Here is a 23152-nt window from a genome sequence, read left to right as displayed (position 1 = left end):
TAGATGAATTGGTATGTAATAATCCCAATGATAATTTCTTTTATCGTTGTGTTTTTAATTGGTGTATATGCATCAAGACGTGTACAGGCAACCGCTAATAATAAATTTTTACAAGAATATTTTCTTGGTGGGCGTGAACTTGGTGGCTTATTATTAGCTATGACGATGATTGCTACGTACGGTAGTGCAAGTAGCTTTATCGGCGGGCCTGGTATTGCTTACAATATGGGTCTTGGATGGGTGCTGTTATCAGCGATTCAAGTTGTAACAGGATATATCGTTTTAACGGTTATTGGTAAAAAATTTGCTATTATCGCTAGAAAGATGGAAGCAATTACGCTTATTGATTATTTAAAGGGCAGATACAATAATAAAGCGGTAGTTGTTCTTTCTGCGTTATGTATTATAATCTTTTTGTTCTCAGCAACAGTAGCCCAGTGGGTTGGCGGAGGACGATTAATTGAGTCGCTAACAGGACTTTCCTACACAACGGCACTATTTTTATTTACATTTTCTGTACTTGTGTATGTGTTAATTGGTGGATTTCGTGCAGTCGCTTTATCAGATACGTTATTAGGAATCATTATGTTAGTCGGAACAACAATCATTTTAATTGCTACTGTCATTGCTGGTGGCGGAGTTGAAAAGATTATGCAGGAACTTATTCAAATTAATCCGAATCTAATAACACCGTTCGGAGCGGATGGAAGTTTAACGAAATCATATGTCACATCATTTTGGATTTTAATTGGGATTGGTGTCGTTGGATTACCGCAAATTAGTGTGCGTGCTATGTCTTATAAAAATTCAAAAGCTATGCACCAAGCATTAATCATTGGAACGGTTGTCGTTGGTACGATTATGATTGGTATGCATTTAACAGGTGTGTTTGCAAGAGTAGTCCTTCCAGGCATAACGGTACCAGATAAAGTAATGCCGCTACTCGCGATGGAAGTGTTGCCACCTTGGTTAGCTGGAGTTTTCTTAGCTGCACCAATGGCAGCGATAATGTCTACTGTGAACTCATTATTATTACTTGTAAGTTCGTCAATTATTAAAGATATATATGTGAACTACATAAATAAAGATGCCGCGGATAGTACGATAAAGAAAGGTAGCCTATTGATTACTGGTATCGTAGGATTACTCGTATATGCTGCCGCTATTAAGCCACCAGACTTTTTAATTTGGTTAAATTTATTTTCTTTCGGTGGTTTAGAAGCAGCGTTCATTTGGCCGATTGTGTTAGGTTTATATTGGAAAAAAGGAAATGCGACTGGAGCTCTCGCATCTATTTTAGTTGGAGTAGGTTCCTATATGTTTATTCACCTTTGCTACCCTAATCCATTCGGTATACATACAGTTGTTTTCCCGATTTGCTTTGCATTTATCTCTTATATAATTGGTAGTATGGTTACGATGAAAAAAGTAGCATAAAAATATAGAAAAACGTAGGGATTTCTAATATGAAGTTCCTACGTTTTTTGTTTATACAAAATTTATCTTTTTCATTCTGTATTCCGTCATGTATTCATAAAGTAATAACAATTGATGGGATGGAGTTGAGGTCTATGAAAAAAATATTATTTTTAGGAGACCCAGGAATTGATGACTCTTTAGCAATTATGTATGGATTATTGCATCCTGATATTGATATTGTTGGAGTAGTAACTGGATATGGGAATGTAACGCAGGAAAAGGCGACGAGTAATGCGGCGTATTTATTGCAAATAGCTGGCAGGGAAGATATACCTGTTATTAATGGTGCTAAAATACCTTTGTCTGGTGATTTTGTGACGTATTATCCAGAAATTCACGGCGTAGATGGCTTAGGACCTATTAAACCCCCAAAAGCTTTTTCACCAAATATAAAACCCTTTTGTGCATTTTTCGATATTCTTGAAAAGTATAAAGGAGAATTAATTATTGTTGATGCTGGTAGGTCAACAACATTGGCAACAGCTTTTATTTTAGAAAAACCGATGATGAAGTATGTGAAAGAATATTATATAATGGGCGGTGCGTTCTTAATGCCTGGAAATGTTACACCAGTCGCAGAGGCGAATTTTCATGGTGATCCTATTGCGTCACAATTAGTTATGCAAAATGCAAAAAATGTGACAGTAGTGCCGCTTAACGTTACATCCGAAGCAATTATTACACCAGAGATGGTAAAATATATTACGAAAAACTCTAAAACAAGTTTTAATAAGTTAATCGAACCGATATTTACGTATTATTATAAAGCTTATAAAAAGTTAAATCCCAAAATAACAGGTAGTCCAGTACATGACGTTGTTACAATGATGGTAGCGGCAAATCCATCTCTTTTAGATTACGTGTATCGTCGTGTTGATGTAGATACGATTGGAGTTGCGAAAGGGGAAAGTATCGCTGATTTTCGCCCGCAACCTGAAGCAAAAGCGTTGAAAAATTGGGTTAAAATTGGCTGGTCTTTACATTATAAAAAGTTTCTAGAGGATTTTGTGAAAATTATGACGTAGACATAATAGGAACATACAAGTTAAAATAATGGAGATGATTATTTAAATAATCATCTCCATTATGTTGTTTTTAAAAGATAAATAGAGAAGAGTTACACAATAGGAGAGGAATTTTACTTGAAAAAAACTATAGTATGCGCAGTGGTTGTGGGTATTTTTGTTTTGCTAATATCAGGTAACTTTTTAGTGAAAAAAGTTTGGAGTTCAAATAATGATGATGCGGAATATATAGCATCCTTTATTGAAGAACATAAAGATGAAAAAAATAGCGCGCTTCTAGTAAAGAGAAATGATAAAGTTGTTTATTCTGTAAATCCAAATGTTGTATTGCCAGTTGCTAGTACGATGAAATTAATTGTGGCGCTTGAATATACGAAACAAGTTACCGAAGGGAAAAGTGATCCGTCTAGTTTCGTCTCAATTAATGATGTGAATCGTTATTATGTACCAAATACAGATGGTGGTGCACAAGACAGGTGGCAAAATTATTTGCAAAAAACAGGGAAGATAACTGAAGGAGCGGTTTCTTTAGAAGAAGTTGCAAAAGGAATGGTTAAGTTCAGTTCAAATGCAAATACTGAATATTTAATGGAATTGTTAGGGCTAGATAACATTAATCGAAATTTACAAAGCTTATCGCTCCCTGCACACCAACCACTATTTCCGATTGTTTCATCATTATATATTCCAGGATATTTGCATAAAGAATTACATGTTCCAAAATATAAAATAGAGAAAAAGTTAAAAGAAATGTCCCAAGAGCAATATCGAGAGTATGCCATGATTATTCATGAACGCTTAAAAAAGAAGGGACCATTATTACAGAAGGAAATTCCTCTTTATTTAGAGGAACGATACGACAAAATTTGGTCGGATAGATTGCCTGCTGCTTCGGCAAATGATTATATGGTATTGCTTCAAAAGGCAAATCATAAGGGTGGTCTTACAGAAGCTGAAGAAAAAGTGTGGGCGAATATCGTTGAAACAGATATGAGCGCAAAGAAATATCGTAAAACATTCAGGCATGCTGGACAAAAGAATGGTTATACACCATGGACGGTAACTAAAGCAGTTTATGCAATGGATAAACGCGGAAACTGTACAGAAATTGTTTTCTTAGCAAATAATTTAAATGAAGATGACAGTGCTGAAATACGTAAACACTTAGCAAATTTACATTTCCAAGTGTTGCAAAGTGATAAGTATGATGCGACTTTTATTAAATAAACTCGGTGCTATAAGCACCGAGTTTATTTTTACGTACAAGCACTTTTTTGCCATCCCTGGGTATGATGGGTAGTAATACTTAGGTGAGAGGGGAAAAGGTGATGAAACAGAGTAAAGAAGAGTTTATAAAGAGTGAAGGCGCTGATTTCCCTGGGAAAACATATGTGGATTGTGTATTACAGCATGTATTTGATTTTCAACGCAATTATTTATTGAAAGATATGTTTCAAGTGCATAGGGCACATATTATTATGTTAACTGAAGAAAAGTTGATGAAAAGAGAAGAAGCTAAAGTTATACTAACAGCACTTAAAAAGGTAGAGGCAATTCCCAAGGATAGATTATTATATACGGAGCAGCATGAAGATCTTTTTTTCTTAGTTGAACATTTGCTTTCTCAAGAAGCAAAGTGTGAATTTGTAAGTAATATGCATATCGGTAGAAGTAGAAATGATATGGGTGTAACGATGTATCGCATGAGTTTACGGCAATTTGTATTGCGGTTAATGGAACATCATTTATTGCTGCAAGAAAGTATGCTGGAGCTCGCCGGTGAACATATGGAAACAATTATGCCCGCGTATACACATACCCAACCAGCGCAGCCGACAACATTTGGTCATTATGTTTTGGCAATTTACGATACGATGCAACGAGATTTAGAAAGAATGAAAAAAGCGTATCATCTTTTAAATCATTCTCCAATGGGGGCAGCTGCCCTTTCTACAACAAGCTTCCCAATTAAGCGAGAACGAGTGGCACAGTTACTTGGGTTTACAAATGTAATTGAGAACTCATATGATGCTGTTGCTGGAGCGGATTATTTATTAGAAGTTAGCTCGTTACTAATGGTAATTATGACGAATACGAGTAGGTGGATTCATGATTTTTTACTATTAGCGACGAAAGAATATGATGGGATTACTGTAGCGAAGCCATATGTGCAAATAAGTAGTATTATGCCGCAAAAACGAAATCCTGTTTCAATAGAACATGCCCGTGCTATTACGAGTAGTGCTTTAGGGGAAGCATTTACTGTATTTCAAATGATTCATAATACACCATTTGGTGATATTGTCGATACGGAGGATGACTTGCAGCCGTATTTATATAAAGGAATCGAAAAGGCGATTCGTGTTTTTTGTATTATGAACGCAGTTATTCGAACGATGAAAGTAGAAGAGGAAACGTTAAAAAATCGTTCATATAAACACGCGATTACGATTACAGATTTCGCAGATGTTTTAACAAAAAACTATGAAATACCATTTCGGCATGCACATCATGCAGCAAGTGCGATTGCGAATATGTCATTGGAGCAGAAAAAGGAATTACATGAATTAAATTTCAAAGACATAAATGTATACTTACAAGAAAATTTGAAAGTAAATTTATTAGAAGAAGAGTGGAAAGAAATTATATCACCAGAAGCTTTTATTCAAAAAAGAAATGTATATGGTGGACCGAGTAAAAAAGAGATGGAGCGTATGATTAAAAATCGAAAAGAGTCATTTCAAAAAGAAGAAGAGGTATTTGAAAAGGAAAAACAAAGAATTTTACAAGCTGAAAATGATTTGAATACGTTAGCTTCGAATATTATTGAATCGTAAAAGAGGGATTTAATGAATTAATCGCCAATACTTAATGAAACTATAAATAGAGAGAAGAGATTGTCGATGATTCAATTACATGTATATGAAGAGATTCTTAATTTTGCAGAAGAGGTTACACCATTTTTAGAGAAGAATGAGCAGGAAAATAATCTCATATTAGGTGTATTACAAATGGTCCAAGAACCGATATTTATAGGAGTAGCAAAACAAGGGGAAGAAATTGCAGCTGTATTTCTTCAAACAGAAGAAAAGAAACAAATAATTGTTGCTACGTCTGAGATTTCGGCAGTAGCTATTAAGGAACTTGCAAAAGAGTTAACGAAAGTATATCCAAATATTCCTGGATTGATTGGTAATAAAAAAATCGTACAGAAATTAGCGGAAGAGATTGCAGTGTTAGAGAATAAGAAAACTAATGTTGCAATGGAGCAAGGTATATATGAATTAAAACAAGTAAAGAAAAAGTGGAACGGAGATGGAATCTTTCGAGAAGTAAGTAGTGATGAGCTAACATTAATAGAGCAGTGGATATATCAATTTTGCGAAGATGTGAAGCTTCCTACTACGAAAGAAGAAGCGAAACAAACTGCTCATACATTAATTACTAATCATCGTCTATTTGGTTTAGAAGTAGACGGGAAGATTGTTTCTGTAGCTGCAAAAACGAGACCGACTACAAACAATATAACAGTTAATTTCGTATATACACCGAAAGAAGCTCGGAAAAAAGGGTACGCATCTAGTTGTATCGCTGCACTTAGTCAACGTATGTTAGATGAAGGCTACAAAACAACGACATTATATACGGACCTGGCAAATCCAACATCAAATAAAATTTATCAAGAGATTGGTTATGAGAAGATGATGGAGTCTGTACTCATATTTTTAGAGAAATAGAATGAAAAGGCACGCTATTATAGCGTGCCTCTTTGTTATTCATCAATTCGAATTACTTCACCCTGCGGGAAATTCTCAGTTTCTAGTAAGTTACGAATAGCTTTCGCAACATATTCAGGTGACAGTAGCTTTCCTTCTTCTTTTAATGCGGTGAATCGATCTAAGTTAATAAAGTCTTCCTTATTTGTTTCACGAATTTGTGCTTGCATATTTGTATCAACAACACCAGGTGCGAAAGCGACAGTTTTTACAGGATATTCTTTCTCCACTTCTTCAGTAGCTACGCACTGTGTAAACATATTTACACCGGCTTTCGTTGTACAATAAGCTCCCCATCCGAAATAAGGATTTTTTCCTGCGCCAGATGAAATATTTATAACGCGTTTATCTACTTTCCAGTCTTTCGTATGTTTCATGAAAGCGGAAGTAAGGATCATCGGTGCAAGTAAATTAATGTGAACGTTCGTAATGAATTGGTCGCTTTCTGCTTTTTCAATCGGCTTCATAGGTGCAACTGTACCCGCATTATTAATTAAATGAATAGAAGATACATTGTCTTCTTTAATAGATGAAATGATTTCGTTAAAGTTAGTTTCTAAATTATGTACATCTTGAAGATCTAAGGGATGGAAAATGCATTTGCTGTTATATTGTTCTGCGAGTTTAGTAAGCTCTTTATTTTCTCTTCTAGAAATAGAGATGATACTCGTGTTTTCTTCTAACAATTGCGCGGCGATTGCCTCACCTAAACCTTGTGAAGTTCCTGTTACGATAACGTAGCGCATAGTGTAATAAACTCCTCTCCATATATGTGGAATTTTGTTGGACAACGTACGTTGCATAGTTTGTCTACATTTTATAGTATAGAGCACTTTTTACTATAAATGAAATGAGATGATTATGTGCCTTTTATGAATCGCTTTACAACGACAGTACCTGGTGCAGTCACGTTCACTGGGAATACGTTAGGGCTTAGCCCTACATCGCCTGCGCCAGGTAATATTTTTGGTACACTTGCTGTATTTACAACGGTAAATACAGCGCTACAAGTACCAGGATTCCCAGCAGGAACAACGGATGAATGGCAATTGAATTCTTCAAGTGCAATTTTAAATCTTCCGGCGGGGAGTAGTGTGTTATATGCGGAATTAGTTTGGGCTGGTACTTACCGGACTGATACGGAAGATGTTTTACCGTTTTTAAATGATGATATTACATTTACAACACCATCAGGGACGTTTGCTGTTACGCCAGATCCCGCTACCGCGCAGCAAGGTTCAGTAGGAAAGCAGTTTTATTATGCTCGCTCTGCTAATGTAACGAATCTTGTAAGTGCAGGTGGGGCAGGCGCATATACAACAGGTGCCGTGCCAGCTGCAAGAACTTCAGCTGATCCAACAATCAGTCGTTCTGCTGGTTGGACACTTGAGGTTGTTTATCAAAATGCAAGTTTACCACTTCGGAATTTGTCAGTATATGCAGGCCAAGAAATTATCGATGCTTCATCCCCGCCAGTTGATGCTACTATTTCAGGGTTTGCTACTCCAGCTACAGGAGCTGTTACAGGAAGAGTGCTCGTAACTGTTCAAGAAGGAGATTCTAACATTTCTGGAGATCAACTTCGCTTTGGTCCGAATGCAAACGCTACAGTTGCATTATTCGGACCGAGAAATCCCGCAAATAATTTCTTTCAGTCTCAAATTTGTAATGATATTGGGGAATTAGATACAACCGGGACGTTTGGAGATTTGAATCAGCCGTTAGGGATAGCTTTGGCCGTTCGAAGACAAGGATGGGATATTACAAACGTAGATGCTTCATCGTCATTAGTTAATAATCAAACTTCAGCAACTGTTCGTTTCGTTACAAATGGTGATGGTTATGCGGCAGCTGGTTTTGGTGTTCAAATTGATGCGACGGGGCCGATTATAAATCCTGTAAAATCAGTTGATAAAACAGTTGCAGGAATAGGAGATATTCTCACCTATACGATTACCGTTCTGAATACAGGAACAGGAAGTGCAGAAAACGTTGTATTACAAGATAGTATTCCGAACGGAACAACATTTATAGCTGGTAGTGTAACAGTAGGTGGAGTAACACAACCGAGTGCGAATCCCGCGAGTGGGATAAATTTAGGTACAATCCCAAATAACACGCAAAGAATTGTTACATTTCAAGTTCGAATAACATCGTTTCCGAACCCAAATCCTATTTCAAACCATGCAATGGTGTCGTACCAATTCCGTCCTTTCGTCGGAAGTCCTCCTATCACAAGTACAGCTTCTTCAAATACAGTACAGACGACGGTAAACCGTGCAAATCTAAGTTTGCAAAAATCTGTAGATCTACAGACGGCAACACTTAATGACATATTAACGTACACAGTGAATGTCACGAACAATGGGAATGTCGCTGCAAATAATGTTATTTTTGTCGATAGTATACCTGCTGGAACAATGTTTGTAACAAATAGTGTTACGGTAAATGGAGTAGCTCGACCAGGAGCGAATCCCGCAAGTAGTATTAATCTTGGAAGTATTAATGCTTCGCAAACGACTGTAGTACGCTTTCAAGTTCGAGTGACATCTAATCCTCTTGTAAATCCAATTCCGAACCGTGCAAGTGCAACGTTTAACTTTATTCCGGTTCCTGGTCAACAACCAGTTTCAGGCCAAGCGACAAGTAATACAGTATTTACTACAATAAATATAGCTGATATAAGAACGAGAAAAACAGTGGATAAAGCTTTTGCGACGGTTAACGACGTTCTTACGTATACCGTTACAATTGAAAATACAGGAAATGTACTGGCGACGAACGTTATTTTTCAAGATCCAATCCCAATTGGAACGACTTTTATACCAAATAGTGTAACTGTTGATGGAGTTTCGCAACCTGGGGCAAATCCAGCGACTGGTTTTACGGTAGCGAATATATCTCCAGGTGGAAGTAGAACGGTGACTTTTCAAGTACGAGTTACATCTACCCCATCAGGAGGCACGATTGCGAATCGCGGTAATGTATCTGCTAATTTCGTCGTTATTCCGAATCAACCGCCAGTAACGATTAATAGGCAAACGAATACCGTTGTAACACAAGTTAATACAGGTGGTTTAAATGTAATAAAAGAAGTGAATACAACGCAAGCAGCAGTAGGGGATACTTTAACGTATACGATTTCCGTTCAAAATACAGGAAACGTTCCGCTAACAAATGTATTTTTCCAAGACCCTATTCCTTCTGCTGTTTCATTTGTTGCAAATTCTGTAACAATTAATGGAGTACCGCAAAGTGGATTGGATCCGAATCCAGGATTTTCTCTTCCAAATATTCCTGCGGCTCAAACAGTTGTAGTCACATTTGACGTATTAATTGTACAGGATCCAGAAAATGAAGATATTTTAAATCAAGCAAATGTAACAGCAAGTTTTCAAGTGAATCCGAGTGAACCACCAGTAACAATTAATGTTCCTAGTAACATTGTTAACACAACTGTACAATCAGGGGATTTTGAAGTTGTGAAATCAGTCAATACGGATGTTGCAACGGTAGGGGATGTTTTAGTATATACAATCGAAATCATAAATGCAGGTAGTGTACCAGCGACAAATGTATTTTTCCAAGATTCAATTCCGCAAGGGACATTATTTATTGAAAACAGTGTATTAGTTAATGGTGTTTTACAAGAAGGAGCAGATCCAGAACTTGGATTCCCACTAAATAATTTGCCTACTGGCGCAAGTGTAATTGTTTCGTTTGAAGTATTAATTGATGAAATTCCCCAAGGAAATAATGTCGTAAATAATGCGAATGTAACTGGAGATTTCCTTGTAAACCCAACAGAGCCACCAATTACTGTAACAGTACCAAGTAATACTGTTATGACAGTTGTGAATTCTTCAGGGCTAAATGTAATGAAGAGCGTAAGTGCTAGTGAAGCCGGTGTAGGAGATACGTTAACGTATACAGTTCGTATACAAAATAGTGGAACAGTAGCAGCGACAAATGTATCATTCCTTGATCCGATTCCATCTGGAACAACGTTTGTTGCGAATAGTGTAACAATAAACGGGATATCTCAACCTGGTTTAGATCCGACAACTGGATTTCCGCTTGCTAATATTCCGGTAGGTACGATGGTAACAGTTACTTTCCAAGTGTTAATTACAAGTGTACCATCAAATAGAGTTCTTCCGAATAATGCGAATGTCACTGCTGATTTCCAAGTAAGTCCTCTCCAGCCACCAATTACAATTGTAACGATTAGTAATATTGTTGTGACGCGAGTGAATGTAGGATCACTTAATGTAATGAAGAGTGTAAATACACCACAAGCAGGTATAGGAGATACGTTAACGTATACGATTCTTATTCAAAATACAGGAACTGTTCCTGCAACAAATACCATTTTTCAAGATCCAATCCCAACTGGAGCTACACTTGTAGCGAATAGTGTAACGATAAATGGAGTTGTTCAGCAAGGTGCGAATCCTATGACAGGTTTTCCAGTACCAAATATTCCAGTCGGGCAAACCGCTACAATTACGTTTCAAGTTACAGTGACGAGTGTTCCAAGTGGAGGGAATATAAGAAATCAATCGAACGTTACTGCAAGTTTCCTTATAAATCCAGCAGGACCTCCTATAACGACTGTTACGAATAGTAATTTTGTAGTGACACAGGTAAATACGGCACAGTTAAATATACAAAAATCTTCATCTGTACAACAAGCAGCACTTGGAGAGACTTACACGTATTCTGTTGTCATTCGAAATAATGGCACAGTACTAGCGACGAATGTTTCTTTCATTGATCCGATTGCAACAGAAACAACATTTGTCGCAAATAGTGTAACGATAAATGGAACGCCTCAACCTGGCTTTGACCCAAATGTTGGTTTCCCGCTCCCTAATATCGCAGCTGGAACATCATTGACAGTAACGTTCCAAGTTACGGTAGTTGCACCGTCTACACGTGGAGCAGTATTAAACACAGCATCTGCTACAGCCACTTTTTTATTAAATCCTTTAAAACCGCCTGTAACAACGACAAATTCAAGTAATACGACAGTAGTTACAATACCGTTACCTCCTCCTGGTGAAGTAACAGCAACAAAAACTGTAAATGTTGCTGCTGGAGCTGTTGGAGATGTATTAACGTATACCGTTCTAATAACGAATGTAGGAATTATACCTGTTACAGATGTACTCTTCCAAGATGTCATTCCAGAAGGATCAACATTTGTCGCAAATAGTGTAACGATAGGTGGAATACAGCAACTTGGTTTAAATCCTGAAATAGGATTTACAGTTACTCCGTCATTAAATGCTGGTGGAAGTATTACGGTAACATTCCAAGTGACGATTACAGAGATTCCAGATAATGAAGTCATATTAAACGATGCTGACGTTACATTTACTTCACAACCAAATCCGCAGGAACCACCGATTACGGAAACGATATTAACAAATTTAGTCGTTACGACGATTAATATAGCGTCTATTTTCCCATTAAAACTAGTAGATAAAGAGGCAGCAACGGTTGGAGAAATATTAACTTACGATGTACTAATTTTTAACTTTGGAACAGTGCCGGCAACAAATGTTCAATTTCTTGATTCTAGTACGAGTGGTGTAGCATTTGTTCCAGGAAGTGTGAGTATAAACGGAATACCAGAGCCTGGATTAGATCCGTTCATAGGCTTTACAGTTCCAGATATACCTGTAGGTGATTTTGTACTTGTCACATACCAAGAGATGGTAACGAGCATACCTCAAGGTGGAACAGTTGTTAACTTTGTGGATGTTACGGCTACATTTGCTGTAAGTGAAACAGAGCCGCCTATTACTGAAACAACGACAAGTAACACGACATTAACGAAAATAAATGAATCTGGTTTGAATGTTTTAAAATCAGTAAGTGAGCCGGTTGTTGCAGTAGGAGATACAATCACATATACAACAGTAGTTCAAAATACGGGAACAGTGACAGCGACGAATGTTCAATATAGTGATGTATTACCTTCCTCTATAACATTCATACCGAACAGTGTAACGATAGACGGTGTGTTACAACCTGGATTCAATCCTAATAATGGATTCACGCTTCCAGATATAAATCCAGGTGAAAGTGTAGAAGTAACCTTCCAAGTAACCGTCGTCAGTGTGCCATCAAACGGAACGATTGCCAATACGGCAAATGTGACTGGAAGCTTTATATTAGTACCAGGAGAACCACCAGTTATAGTAAACCAACCAAGCAATACAACACTCACAACTGTAAATAGAGGACGATTTAATGTTATAAAACAGGTGAACAGGGCTGCGACTCTCGTTGGCGATGTATTAACGTATACAGTGCAAATAACGAATACGGGAACAGTAACAGCTAACAATGTTCAGTTTATTGATACGATTTCAGCAGGAGCGTCATTTGTCCCAAATAGTGTAACGGTAAATGGAACTCCGCAACCTGGTTTGAATCCGATTACTGGGTTTGGAATTGGCGATATACTTGTTGGCAATACGACTATAGTGACGTTCCAAGCGACAGTGACAAATATTCCATCTTCAGGAACAATAACGAATGTTGCAAATATAACAGGAAGTTTTACTTTAGTACCAGGAGAACCACCAGTTGTAGTAACAGAGCCGAGTAATACGACAATAACAAGGGTAAATAGAGGGCGATTCAATGTTATAAAAACTGTCAACAAACAGGCGACACGATTAGGAGATACGTTAACGTATAGTGTGCAAGTTACAAATACAGGAACGGTAACAGCGACAAATGTGCAATTTATTGACGTTCCATCACCTAGTTTAGAATTCGTTCCAGGGAGTGTACAGATAAATGGGATTCCGCAAGTAGGTTTAGATCCTTTTGTAGGCTTTTCATTACCGGATCTTGCAGTAGGGGATGGCGTTTTAATAACGTTCGAAGTAACTGTAATCGCAATTCCGCCTTCTAATAGTATTATGAATTCGGCGAGTGTAACTGGTGATTTTGAATTGATTTCAGGAGAACCTCCATTTACGATAACGAATTTAAGTAATACGACAGTAACACCAGTAAATAGAGGCAGTTTAGATATGCTAAAAGAAGTAGATCATCCAATTGTTGGAGTAGGAGAAAAGGTAACGTATACTGTTCGTATATTAAATACTGGTACGGCTGATGCAATGAATGTTCAATTTATAGACGTGTTATCTCAGGAAGCTGATTTTGTCCCAAATAGTGTAACGATAAATGGAATACCACAGCCGGGGTTAAATCCACAGATTGGATTTACGATACCAGATATCCCAGTCGGTGAAACGGTGATTGTAACATATGAAGCTACGATTACAAGTTTTCCTGATGGTGGTACGGTAGTGAACGTTGCTGGGGCATTAGCAGAGTATATTTTAGTACCAGGAGAGCCACCAGTTACAGTGATGGACACAAGTAATACAGTTATTGTAACGGTAAATACTGCAATTTTATTTGTTGCAAAAGGAGCGGATTTTGAAGTAGCAATGGTAGGAGATGTTGTCACTTACGGAATTGCTGTTATAAATGATAGTACAGTTCCTGTGACGAATATTATTTTAACAGACATCATTGACCCAAATACGTTATTTATAAATGGCACGGTAACAGTAAATGATGTACCTTTTCCATTTGCCAATCCGAATACTGGTATCCCTTTAGGTAATTTTCAGCCAAATGATGCAGCGATTATTAATTTCCAAGTTGTAATAACAGGGGGGCAAATAAATAATTTAGTTACAAATACAGCTACAGCGAATGGGCTTGCAACTGTAAATCCTAATGAGCCGCCAGTAGTAGTTGAAGGCGATAGTAATACAGTTGTTATCCCGTTTATTCCTCAAAATGTTTCAACAACAGTCGTAAAAACGGCAGATCTTCAATCAGCAACGATAGGCGATGTTATTACGTTTACGACAGTTATTACGAATACGGGGGATACAGCGATACAAAATATTCGTTTTCAAGATATGTTAGATAGTAGTTTTCGATTTGTTCCTGGAAGTGTAACTGTTGATAATACGCCAGTGCCAAATGTAAGCCCAGTATTAGGGTTTCTTATAGGAAGTTTAAATCCAGGTGAAGCACGGACAGTTTCGTTCCAAGTAACAGTTCAGAGTGCACCAAGCGGTTCAGGAAATTATATTAATCAAGCGAGTATTCGCTTCGAACATCAAGTAGGCACAGTATTGCCACCTGTTACACAAATAATAGATAGTAACATAGTTGTCATTCCATTTGTTCCAACGATAGAACAAATTTGTGAAACAAACTTTAATTGTTTAGACAAAATTCCATTTCACTGTTCCCCGTGTAATCAGTTGCGAATAAATAAAAAATAAACACAAAAAGAGCATCCTGAAAGAATAGGATGCTCTTTTTGTTTAGATCAAGTAGCTTCTTCTTCGGGAGAAGTGAAAAATTCGTTGACTTTGTTGGAGAGTAGAAATGGAATAGCTCCTTTTATAACGGAAATGTCCCAGTCCCACCATGCAAGGTTTTCTAGTTTTTCAATGATTTCTTGCGGGAAACGATATCGAACTAGTTTGGCAGGATTACCAGCGACGATTGCATATGGAGGTACGTCTTTTGTAACAACACTCTTGGCCCCGATAATGGCCCCGTTACCAATTGTAACACCAGATAAAATGCAGGATTGATAACCAATCCATACATCATTGCCGACTACGATATCACCTTTTGAAGAAGGATGACCAGTAATGTGTGCTCCTTCTTCGAAGAGGACATTAAATGGATAAGTTGTTATCCAATCAGCACGATGTTCACCGCCAAGTACGAAAACGACTTCTTCTCCTAATGAACAAAACTTACCTATTTTTAATTTTGTTTCATCATTCCAAGAAAAAATAATAGGGCCTACTTTACTGTAAGTATAATCACCGATATCATATTTATTATATTCAGGTTTTTGATTTAAATATAACATACCAATTTTAGCATCCTCTCTAAAGAAAGTAATGGATATGGAACATTATATGCAAGGTGAAGTAAGGCGAACTATGTTGTATGAAATAGTAATGTGCAAAAATGTTAGTAGGCAAGATGAATAAAAGGGAGTGAAATGTATGAGATACGAAATGGGATTATATAATAAACCTTTTCAGTCGATTCAATTAGGAAAAAAAGTATATGAAGTACGCTTATACGATAAAAAACGTCAACTTATAAAACAAGACGATGAAATTGTATTTACGAACCTTACGACAGCAGAAACGATGGCTGTAAAAGTAACGGAGATAAAACGATACGAAAGCTTTAAAGCAATGTACGAACAAATTGATAAAAAATTATTTGATTGTGAAGAACTTAGTATAAAAGAAATGTTAGAAAGTACATACGGAATATATACGAAAGAACAAGAAAAAGAATGGGGAACAGTTGCGATTGGTGTTGAGGTAATAAAGTGAGAAGAAATCGCGGTGCAGCTATAATTATACAAGGTGGTAAAATCGCTCTTATAAAACGTGTTCGAGAAGGTGAAATGTATTTTGTTTTTCCAGGTGGGGGAATTGAAGAAGGAGAAACACCTGAAGAAGCAACGAAGCGAGAGGTCTATGAAGAATTAGGGATACATATACAAGTGAAGAATCTGATTGCAAAGGTGGAGTATAAAGGTACGGAGTATTATTATAATGCCCATATTATAGGTGGAGTTTTCGGAAGTGGTAAAGGCGAGGAGTTCGAGCTGAAAGATAGAGGGAGTTATATTCCTTTATGGATGCCGGTAAATGAGTTGCCAAATTTAAATGTAAAGCCTTATGATGTGGCCAAATGTGTATTTGATTATTATGGAATATAAGGTCTGACAACATACAAAAAAAACCATTGACATAGCCTTCTGATTTAAGTATTGTATTCGAGTATGTTTATAATCAGGAGGTTTATATGAGCAATCAAACTACTACACATCATGTGAAAATGACAACAGCAGATCCATCTGGAATTGGTCTATTTGGATTAGCGATGGTAACACTTGTAGCATCATCTCAAAAGTTAGGCTTAACAGATGGCGTTTCACTTGTATTACCATGGGCAATCTTTTTAGGAGGATTTGCACAAATCTTTGCATGCATTCACGATGCAAAGCATAACAATACGTTCGGTACAACAGCATTTGGTGCGTACGGCCTATTTTGGTTAGGTGTTGGAATGACTTGGTTAATTCAACTCGGAGTATTTGGCGAAAAATTAGCCCAAACTGCAGATTCAAAACAGCTTGGTGTAGCCTTTATCGGATACTTGATTTTCACGATCTTTATGACAATTGGTGCAATGGAAACACATAAAGTATTATTTATGATTTTCGTCCTTATTGATTTCTTATTTATCGGTCTTTCATTAAGTACTTTAGGTGTTATGCCGCACGCAATGCATAATTTAGCAGCGTATTCTGAACTATGTATTTCATTATTATCTTTCTATGGTTCAGCAGCAGCTGTGTTAAATACACACTTCGGAAAAGTTGTATTACCAGTTGGAAAACCATTTGGTATTTTTAAAAAGTAATAAAAAAGAACAGATGATTGTATAGTCATCTGTTCTTTTTTATTTATTTATTGCTACAGCAGTAGATCCTGTCATTTCGGAAATCTTTTGAGAGCTTGCTGGGCTGCCATCTATCGTTACATGAACTTGTTGTTTAGGGTTCGAGGTAACAACCCAGGCGTTTGGTAAATAGCGTGATTTATGAGATAAGGTTGAAGGGATGTTTAAAATGTCTCCCATTGCGTACAATGTTGCTGACGAGCCCCCGTCCATTGCCATTGCATTTATGGCCCCTTTTTCATAAAGAATATCTTGGCAGTCTCTTAAAGAAGCTCCGATACTATGAGGTTGTCTTCCATCAATGATGAAAAACATAATTGATCCATCTTTTTTCTGAGCCATAATACTTCGGGGACCATAGCCCCATCCGCCATCATTTGTAATCATTTTTTCGCCATTTACAATTAGTTGAGGCATAAAGCCAGCAGCGGAAACGACATTCTTATTTAACAGTTGATTAGCAGAAAACTCTCCTGAAACCATTTGTCCGTATTTTGTAAGTCCACTGACGAGAGTAGGGGTATTAATGTCTTGCGGTGTGTTTATAACTTTCCCGTTTTCAATAACAATACCGATGCCTGTTTTACCACCACCATGCCCCGTTTCATCCCAGAACCCACTAGCATTTACAGCAGCAAGTGCATGGTTTCGTTTTGCCATGACATATATTTTTTCTCCAACGTCTTTCCCTTCTGAACCTTGTTGTGTAACGAGCTTTACATTTAATGGATTACTAATAGTCATTAATTTACCTTCAAAAAAATGATCATTGTATTTTTTCTTTATCGTTTCAATCGAAATGTTTAATGGTGCATTTTTCTTTCGCTCTAATTCTTGTTTTGAAAGTTTAGTATTGGCAAAATCGCTATTTTTCCATTTTGGATTTGTAATGGATTGAGAAATATCATTTAACTCGTTATCAGACAGTAATGTAATTTTTGCGTATTGCGGATGTTGAGACGTTAAAATACTTTCCGCTGCGATGACACGTAAATTATGGCCGTATGAAGTGCCAAATAGAATAATGGCACCCACTGTTAATAATAGTGCTGTCAAAAGGGATGATATTTTTAAAAGTCTAATAAAAAATTTTTTCATTAGAAAGACTCCTCTTTTTGTAAGATCGAAATTGTTTGTTACCTAAAAATAATGAAATGTGTAAATGGCCTTTCGCATTATATATGCAACATATTAAATGTGAAAGGATGTATATACAATAAGTTGAGAAACTAGATTTGGCAATAGATGAATATGAATGTTAATACTCAAAATGAAAAGGGAATAGTCAGATGTACCATTTCTTTTAACATAAATGAAAAGGATATAAATTGAATGAAAATAATAATTGAAATTGATTCTCATTATTAATATAATGAGAATGAGAATCAATTATTGTAAGAGGGGGATGCCAAAGTGGCGAAAATTTTAATAGCGTATGCAAGTATGTCAGGGAATACAGAGAGTATTGCTGACTTAATTAAAGTAAGTTTAGATGCCTTTGATCACGAAGTAGTATTGCAAGAGATGGAAGGTATGGATGCTGAAGAATTATTAGCTTATGATGGAATCATTTTAGGATCTTATACGTGGGGTGATGGTGAATTACCATTTGAAGCGGAAGATTTCCATGATGAGTTAGAAAATATAGATTTAACGGGTAAAAAAGTGGCTGTTTTTGGATCAGGTGATACGGCGTATGAGCTGTTTTGTGAAGCGGTAACGATATTTGAAGAACGTCTTGTAAAATGCGGGGCAGAACTTGTACAAGAAGGATTGAAAATTGAATTAGCTCCAGAAGATAAAGAAGACGTTGAAAAATGCAGTGATTTTGCAATTGCTTTTGCCGAGAAGTTCTAGGAACGGGAGTGTCAACGTGGAAACAATGTTAAGTGCAACTGCTATTACAAAGTTAAGAGATGGAAAGCTTTTGTTAGCTACTACATATAATGGTTTATTCATTGAAAAAGATGGAGAATGGAAACAGGCTTTAACTGGTTTCCAAAAACGAATTCGAGATTTACATAGTGAAGGTAACGTAGTTTACGGAGTAGGGGACGAAGGAGTTTTTATTCGTAGTATGAATGGTGGAGAAACGTGGACGATCCAGCGCTTTCCAACGAAAGCAACGAGCTGGAATGTATGTAGTAATGAGAATGGAACAGTAATTGCTCATGGAGATAAAACACTGTATCATTCTAATAATTTTGGTTCCACATGGGAGACTATTCAGCCATTTCTTAATTACGGTAGTGAGGCACCATCTATTCGATCATTATTTTTATATAAACATTACTTATTTATCGGTACGAAAATACATACTAAATATGGTGGTGTTTGGCTTTTTGATTTAGAGACACGTAAATTAAAAAGGATTAAAATAGCGATGAATCAGATGATTTCTGCGTTGACTATACATAATTCCTATTTAGTAGCGGCAAGTGGATCGTGCAAGGGAATTAGCGGAAATATTTCTTTTTGCAGAATAGATGAGAGTATCGAAAGTGATAAAATAGGTTGGCATACATGTCAAAGTGAACAAAAAGCGAGTAGTTATTTAGATTTAAGTGTGGATCAACATGTGTTATATACAACGTCAACGCAAAATAAGGCGGGAATTAGCACTGTTTGCCGTGTGCTTCTTGAAGAAGGAATTGTTACAGTATGTGATTCGGTTAAAGGGCATGGTTGGCGCATTGTTAATGAAAAAGAAGGCTATGTTGTAGCTGGATCAGGTGAATTAAAAGCGATGCAGTGGAAAAAAAAAGCTGTATAACTTTAAAAAAACTTTACTTTTATTATATTGGTATGATATAGTTACTTTAAACCATTTTACTTTTAATAATATAGAGATTTAAATGAGCTGTAACTTCCGAGGAGGATAGCAATGTTAAATCTCCTCTGGGGTTGCAGTTTTTTAATATATGATGTATTATTGTAAAGTGGTTGAAAATGAATATGTACATATAGGTACATTGTAGGAGGATTTTTTAAATGCAAAACGGTAAAGTAAAATGGTTTAACGCAGAAAAAGGTTTCGGTTTCATCGAGGTTGAAGGCGGAGAAGACGTATTCGTTCATTTCTCAGCTATCCAAGGCGACGGCTTCAAATCTTTAGAAGAAGGTCAAGAAGTTACTTTCGAAGTAGAACAAGGTAACCGTGGACCTCAAGCTACAAACGTAAACAAGAAGTAATTATGAAAAAAGAAGGGCTTGCCCTTCTTTTTTTTTTGCGTTTTTATTGAATATCCTCCTATGTACATGTAATAATAAGACTGAATTTTTGATTTTTATGTGAAGTTTTTCATGCATAAAGTGCATTAATAAATAAATACTGAAAATAAAGTATGTGTGTGAAAAGGAATTTAGAAAGAGGTAAATAAATTGAAAAACGCTACACACTTCATTGTGTTTGATATTGAAAGGAATTTTAGGCCGTATAAATCAGAAGATCCGTCAGAAATAGTTGATATTGGAGCTGTAAAAATAGATGTGAGTACAATGAAGGTTATTGGAGAATTTTCAGAGTTAGTAAAACCAAGTGCCCCATTAACTCGTCATACAACAAAATTAACTGGAATTACAAAGAAAGATTTAATAGGTGTAGGGAATTTCCCTCAAATTATAGAGAAATTTATTCAGTTCATCGGAGAAGATTCTATATTTATTTCATGGGGAAAAGAAGATTACCGTTTTCTATCTCAAGATTGTACATTATACGGTGTAGAATGCCCATGTATGGAAAAAGAGAGCAGATTTGATGTGCAAAAATTTGTTTTTCAAGCGTATGAAGAATTATTTGAGCATACACCAAGTTTACAATTTGCAGTGGATCAGCTCGGCTTAACATGGGAAGGGAAGCAGCACCGGGCTTTAGCAGATGCTGAGAATACAGCAAATATCTTTCTGAAAGTATATGGCGAGAGAGATATTAACAAGCGATACAAGAGACATGGTGAGCTTGAACTTGTAAAGAACGGAAAACTAACAGAAAAAGCGAAAAAAAGGATGCGGAAATGGGTGTTTAAAGAACTGAGAAAAAATACAGAGCGTCCTTTTGTATGGAGTGCATTTGAAAGCAGTGACACGTGGGAAAGTATAACGGAAAGATATTATATAAGTGAATCAGCAGTAGAACTTCTGAAAAAACACTTTCCTACTGCGGTGAGAAAAGCGGAGCGGCAGCTTAGGTATTTGGCTGAGATGGAGAAAGTAGTAGAAGAAAGTTAGTAATAAAATTTATTTTATTCATATGTACAACTAGACTTTAGGATTAAGTTGCTGAAGTTTAGTTGGAAAATTCACGGCTTGTCCTGTATTGTTAATGGAATATTTTGTTGTTTTTAGTACGGATATACATAGAAAAGAGTGTAGTTTAATGGAAGCAATCTTTAACATTTTAACCATTTTAGTTTTTTTGATAATATTTACCACACTATTTGCACTAATTACACTTCCTTTCATAGCAAAGAAGAAGAATTGGAAAAAGCTTAATATATCTTTAACTCGTGGTGTATTAAAGATTAAAATCGAAGAGTAAGGTAAGAGTCTTATACAAGGGAGGTGTGATAGTGATAGACTTGGAAATCAAAGATGTCACCGTACAGATGGAATTAAATGGTGTCTTTTGGAATGAGGATGGAATTGCTGAAATGATGGTGACTACAAAAGCGGAGCATTCTCTTATTCTTCGTCTAGTAGTTGACTTAGAAAGTAAAACGATTCGTACGATGAATGCCGAGATAGTGGGTGGGTTCTGTCCTTTATGTAAACAGAAAAGGAACGAATGTAGTGAACTTAATGACGTGCAAAATAAAATGGATATTTTAGAAGAAGCCTACGATTGGGTGAGAGAGCATCCGGAATATCGTTTTCAATTATCTTTTTACGAGTACAATAAATTTGAGGTAGTAAAGTGAAATTTTCATTTTAACAACATACATAATGACTAAAAGGAAAAACACCAAAAACTTATAGAAGGACTTGGTCAACTAGAAATATTGAAGTAGATGTCTCTCATGGAAATATGCTTGTACAACAAGGAAGGAATCTGCTTGATTCTACAAGAAATGTCATCTTGGAGCAAAAATATTTTTTAAAAATAAGCATATTTGTTATAAAGAAGAAAAACCGATTCTTAGTAGAATCGGTTTTTAATATAAATGTCAACTATGTCCCAAATAAAAGAGCGCTTGTTAATAGAGCTCAGTAAAAATAGGTATATGGAAGCATTTATTCAATCCCATTCGGATCATAAGAATACTGCTGTTTATTCTCAATCCGCTCAATCACATCTTGTAATTCATCTTGCCTCAGAAGCTCAATATAAGAGAATCGTTTCTCAATACTTTTAACTACTTGTCTCCAAAATAGCAGGGCGTACATAAAATACTGTATATATGATTTTAAAGGAGATGTTTTCTTGACGAAAAGAAATTGTAGGAGCCACAATCATTCGTTTGCTCCCTTCATCAGCCCTAATCCTATTACCTCATTTAATCCGATTCAACGTTATCCTAAAATTGATAGAACTGCTTTCATAAGTCCATTTTCTAGTGTGATAGGCGATGTGAGAATTAAAGATAATGTATATGTAGCTCCGAATGTAAGCGTTCGTGCGGATGAAGGAACTCCATTTTATATTAGTTCAAACACAAATCTGCAAGACGGAGTTATCTTACATGGCTTATTGAATAAATTTGTTTATGTTGGTGATAAAAAGTATTCAATCTATATTGGGAAAAAAGTAAGTGTTGCGCATGGCGCCCTCATTCACGGTCCTTGTTATATAGGGAATAAGGTGTTCGTCGGTTTTAAAGCAATTGTGTATAATGCGATTATTGGAGAAGGAACAGTTATTTCATACAATGCAGTAGTAACAAACGGTGTACGTGTTGCGGCGAACAGGTTTGTGCCGCCTGGAGCCAATATAGATACACAAGAAAAAGCAAATGCGCTCATTCGAGTACCAAAAGACGAAGAGGAGTTTGCACGAGAAGTACAACGTGTAAATCAAGAATTTCCTGCTTCGTATAACTTATTATTCGGTTCGCATCGTTGTTCTTGCGGAATGCCGTATAATCATTAAAAATTAGCAGTTTTTGAGATGAAGTGTTTATTATGCATGAGAGTGGTTTAAAAGACTCGTATCCATTGAGAGATGGTGCTTCATTTGAAAAAAATGCCGGATCATACAATATAACATTAACAGATATACAAGAAGGACACGTTACAGCGCATGTTCTTGATACGAAATGTTTTCGATAATAAAAAGACAATGATGGAATTTAACCCGTCATTGTCTTCTTTACATTA

At 36.4% G+C, this 23152-nt stretch carries 19 protein-coding genes and 1 pseudogene; 16 read left to right on the top strand and 4 right to left on the bottom strand.

All coding sequences use genetic code 11. The features are described from left to right. Positions 1–3 precede the first annotated feature (3 nt). The 5 genes from panF to MR155_RS15115 all read left to right on the top strand — a co-directional run bounded on the left by panF (position 4) and on the right by MR155_RS15115 (position 6241). Positions 4–1437, top strand: a complete 1434-nt coding sequence (gene panF, locus MR155_RS15135) for a sodium/pantothenate symporter (RefSeq protein ID WP_002087740.1) — start codon at positions 4–6, stop codon at positions 1435–1437. Between the two features lie 134 nt (positions 1438–1571). Then, positions 1572–2504, top strand: a complete 933-nt coding sequence (locus MR155_RS15130) for a nucleoside hydrolase (RefSeq protein WP_242310408.1) — start codon at positions 1572–1574, stop codon at positions 2502–2504. Between the two features lie 117 nt (positions 2505–2621). Beyond that, positions 2622–3731, top strand: coding sequence for a serine hydrolase (locus MR155_RS15125; RefSeq protein WP_242310406.1), 1110 nt, complete (start codon positions 2622–2624; stop codon positions 3729–3731). A 101-nt stretch (positions 3732–3832) separates the two neighbouring features. Then, positions 3833–5341 carry an argininosuccinate lyase gene (gene argH, locus MR155_RS15120; RefSeq protein WP_113936063.1) on the top strand — a complete coding sequence of 503 codons (1509 nt, stop codon included), beginning with the start codon at positions 3833–3835 and terminating at the stop codon, positions 5339–5341. 66 nt (positions 5342–5407) lie between these two features. Next, a complete protein-coding gene (locus MR155_RS15115) occupies positions 5408–6241 on the top strand; it encodes a GNAT family N-acetyltransferase (protein ID WP_242310404.1) in 834 nt (277 codons plus the stop codon). Positions 6242–6276: 35 nt separating this feature from the next. Here MR155_RS15115 and MR155_RS15110 read toward each other — a convergent pair whose 3' ends face one another. After that, positions 6277–7026 carry a (S)-benzoin forming benzil reductase gene (locus tag MR155_RS15110; RefSeq protein ID WP_002137669.1) on the bottom strand — a complete coding sequence of 250 codons (750 nt, stop codon included), beginning with the start codon at positions 7024–7026 and terminating at the stop codon, positions 6277–6279. A 117-nt stretch (positions 7027–7143) separates the two neighbouring features. Here MR155_RS15110 and MR155_RS15105 point away from each other — a divergent pair, with 117 nt between their 5' ends. Next, on the top strand, positions 7144–14616 hold the full coding sequence (locus tag MR155_RS15105; RefSeq protein ID WP_242310402.1) for a DUF7507 domain-containing protein: 7473 nt from the start codon (positions 7144–7146) through the stop codon (positions 14614–14616). Between the two features lie 47 nt (positions 14617–14663). Here the strand turns inward: MR155_RS15105 and MR155_RS15100 are convergent, their stop codons facing one another. Continuing rightward, complete coding sequence (locus MR155_RS15100; RefSeq protein ID WP_002128459.1) at positions 14664–15221, bottom strand: CatB-related O-acetyltransferase; 558 nt, start codon at positions 15219–15221, stop codon at positions 14664–14666. Between the two features lie 139 nt (positions 15222–15360). Between MR155_RS15100 and MR155_RS15095 the strand changes: the two genes are divergently transcribed. The 3 genes from MR155_RS15095 (at position 15361) to MR155_RS15085 (ending at position 16801) form a co-directional block, all read left to right on the top strand. Beyond that, entirely contained in the window at positions 15361–15702 is a 342-nt protein-coding gene (locus MR155_RS15095) for an ASCH domain-containing protein (protein ID WP_002128458.1), read from the top strand. Continuing rightward, the gene (locus tag MR155_RS15090) at positions 15699–16094 is read left to right on the top strand and encodes an NUDIX hydrolase (RefSeq protein ID WP_016092047.1); all 396 of its coding nucleotides are present in this window, start codon (positions 15699–15701) and stop codon (positions 16092–16094) included. The genes MR155_RS15095 and MR155_RS15090 overlap by 4 nt, the downstream gene beginning before the upstream one ends. Before the next feature lie 86 nt (positions 16095–16180). Then, the gene (locus MR155_RS15085; protein WP_000070943.1) at positions 16181–16801 is read left to right on the top strand and encodes an acetate uptake transporter; all 621 of its coding nucleotides are present in this window, start codon (positions 16181–16183) and stop codon (positions 16799–16801) included. Positions 16802–16840: 39 nt separating this feature from the next. Here the strand turns inward: MR155_RS15085 and MR155_RS15080 are convergent, their stop codons facing one another. After that, a complete protein-coding gene (locus MR155_RS15080) occupies positions 16841–17938 on the bottom strand; it encodes a phosphodiester glycosidase family protein (RefSeq protein WP_242310400.1) in 1098 nt (365 codons plus the stop codon). A gap of 315 nt (positions 17939–18253) precedes the next feature. Between MR155_RS15080 and MR155_RS15075 the strand changes: the two genes are divergently transcribed. The 5 genes from MR155_RS15075 to MR155_RS15055 all read left to right on the top strand — a co-directional run bounded on the left by MR155_RS15075 (position 18254) and on the right by MR155_RS15055 (position 21756). Further along, positions 18254–18697 carry a flavodoxin gene (locus tag MR155_RS15075; RefSeq protein WP_001062757.1) on the top strand — a complete coding sequence of 148 codons (444 nt, stop codon included), beginning with the start codon at positions 18254–18256 and terminating at the stop codon, positions 18695–18697. 16 nt (positions 18698–18713) lie between these two features. After that, positions 18714–19613, top strand: coding sequence for a WD40/YVTN/BNR-like repeat-containing protein (locus MR155_RS15070; protein WP_002066483.1), 900 nt, complete (start codon positions 18714–18716; stop codon positions 19611–19613). Positions 19614–19831: 218 nt separating this feature from the next. Next, entirely contained in the window at positions 19832–20032 is a 201-nt protein-coding gene (gene cspB, locus MR155_RS15065) for a cold shock-like protein CspB (RefSeq protein ID WP_001179147.1), read from the top strand. A 189-nt stretch (positions 20033–20221) separates the two neighbouring features. After that, on the top strand, positions 20222–21067 hold the full coding sequence (locus MR155_RS15060) for an exonuclease (protein WP_113936057.1): 846 nt from the start codon (positions 20222–20224) through the stop codon (positions 21065–21067). Positions 21068–21408: 341 nt separating this feature from the next. Then, positions 21409–21756, top strand: coding sequence for a hypothetical protein (locus MR155_RS15055; protein WP_242310398.1), 348 nt, complete (start codon positions 21409–21411; stop codon positions 21754–21756). A gap of 313 nt (positions 21757–22069) precedes the next feature. Here the strand turns inward: MR155_RS15055 and MR155_RS15050 are convergent. Continuing rightward, positions 22070–22186, bottom strand: a pseudogene (locus tag MR155_RS15050) (DUF3900 domain-containing protein); the annotation flags it as partial. A 73-nt stretch (positions 22187–22259) separates the two neighbouring features. Between MR155_RS15050 and MR155_RS15045 the strand changes: the two are divergent. After that, positions 22260–22925: an LbetaH domain-containing protein gene (locus tag MR155_RS15045; protein WP_242310397.1), complete on the top strand. Its 666-nt coding sequence runs from the start codon at positions 22260–22262 to the stop codon at positions 22923–22925. Positions 22926–22957: 32 nt separating this feature from the next. Beyond that, positions 22958–23104, top strand: coding sequence for a hypothetical protein (locus tag MR155_RS15040; RefSeq protein ID WP_242310395.1), 147 nt, complete (start codon positions 22958–22960; stop codon positions 23102–23104). Positions 23105–23152: the final 48 nt, after the last annotated feature.

This window comes from Bacillus cereus group sp. BfR-BA-01331, assembly GCF_022663915.1.
Classification (GTDB): domain Bacteria; phylum Bacillota; class Bacilli; order Bacillales; family Bacillaceae_G; genus Bacillus_A; species Bacillus_A mycoides.
This window is presented reverse-complemented; position numbering and strand designations above follow the sequence as displayed.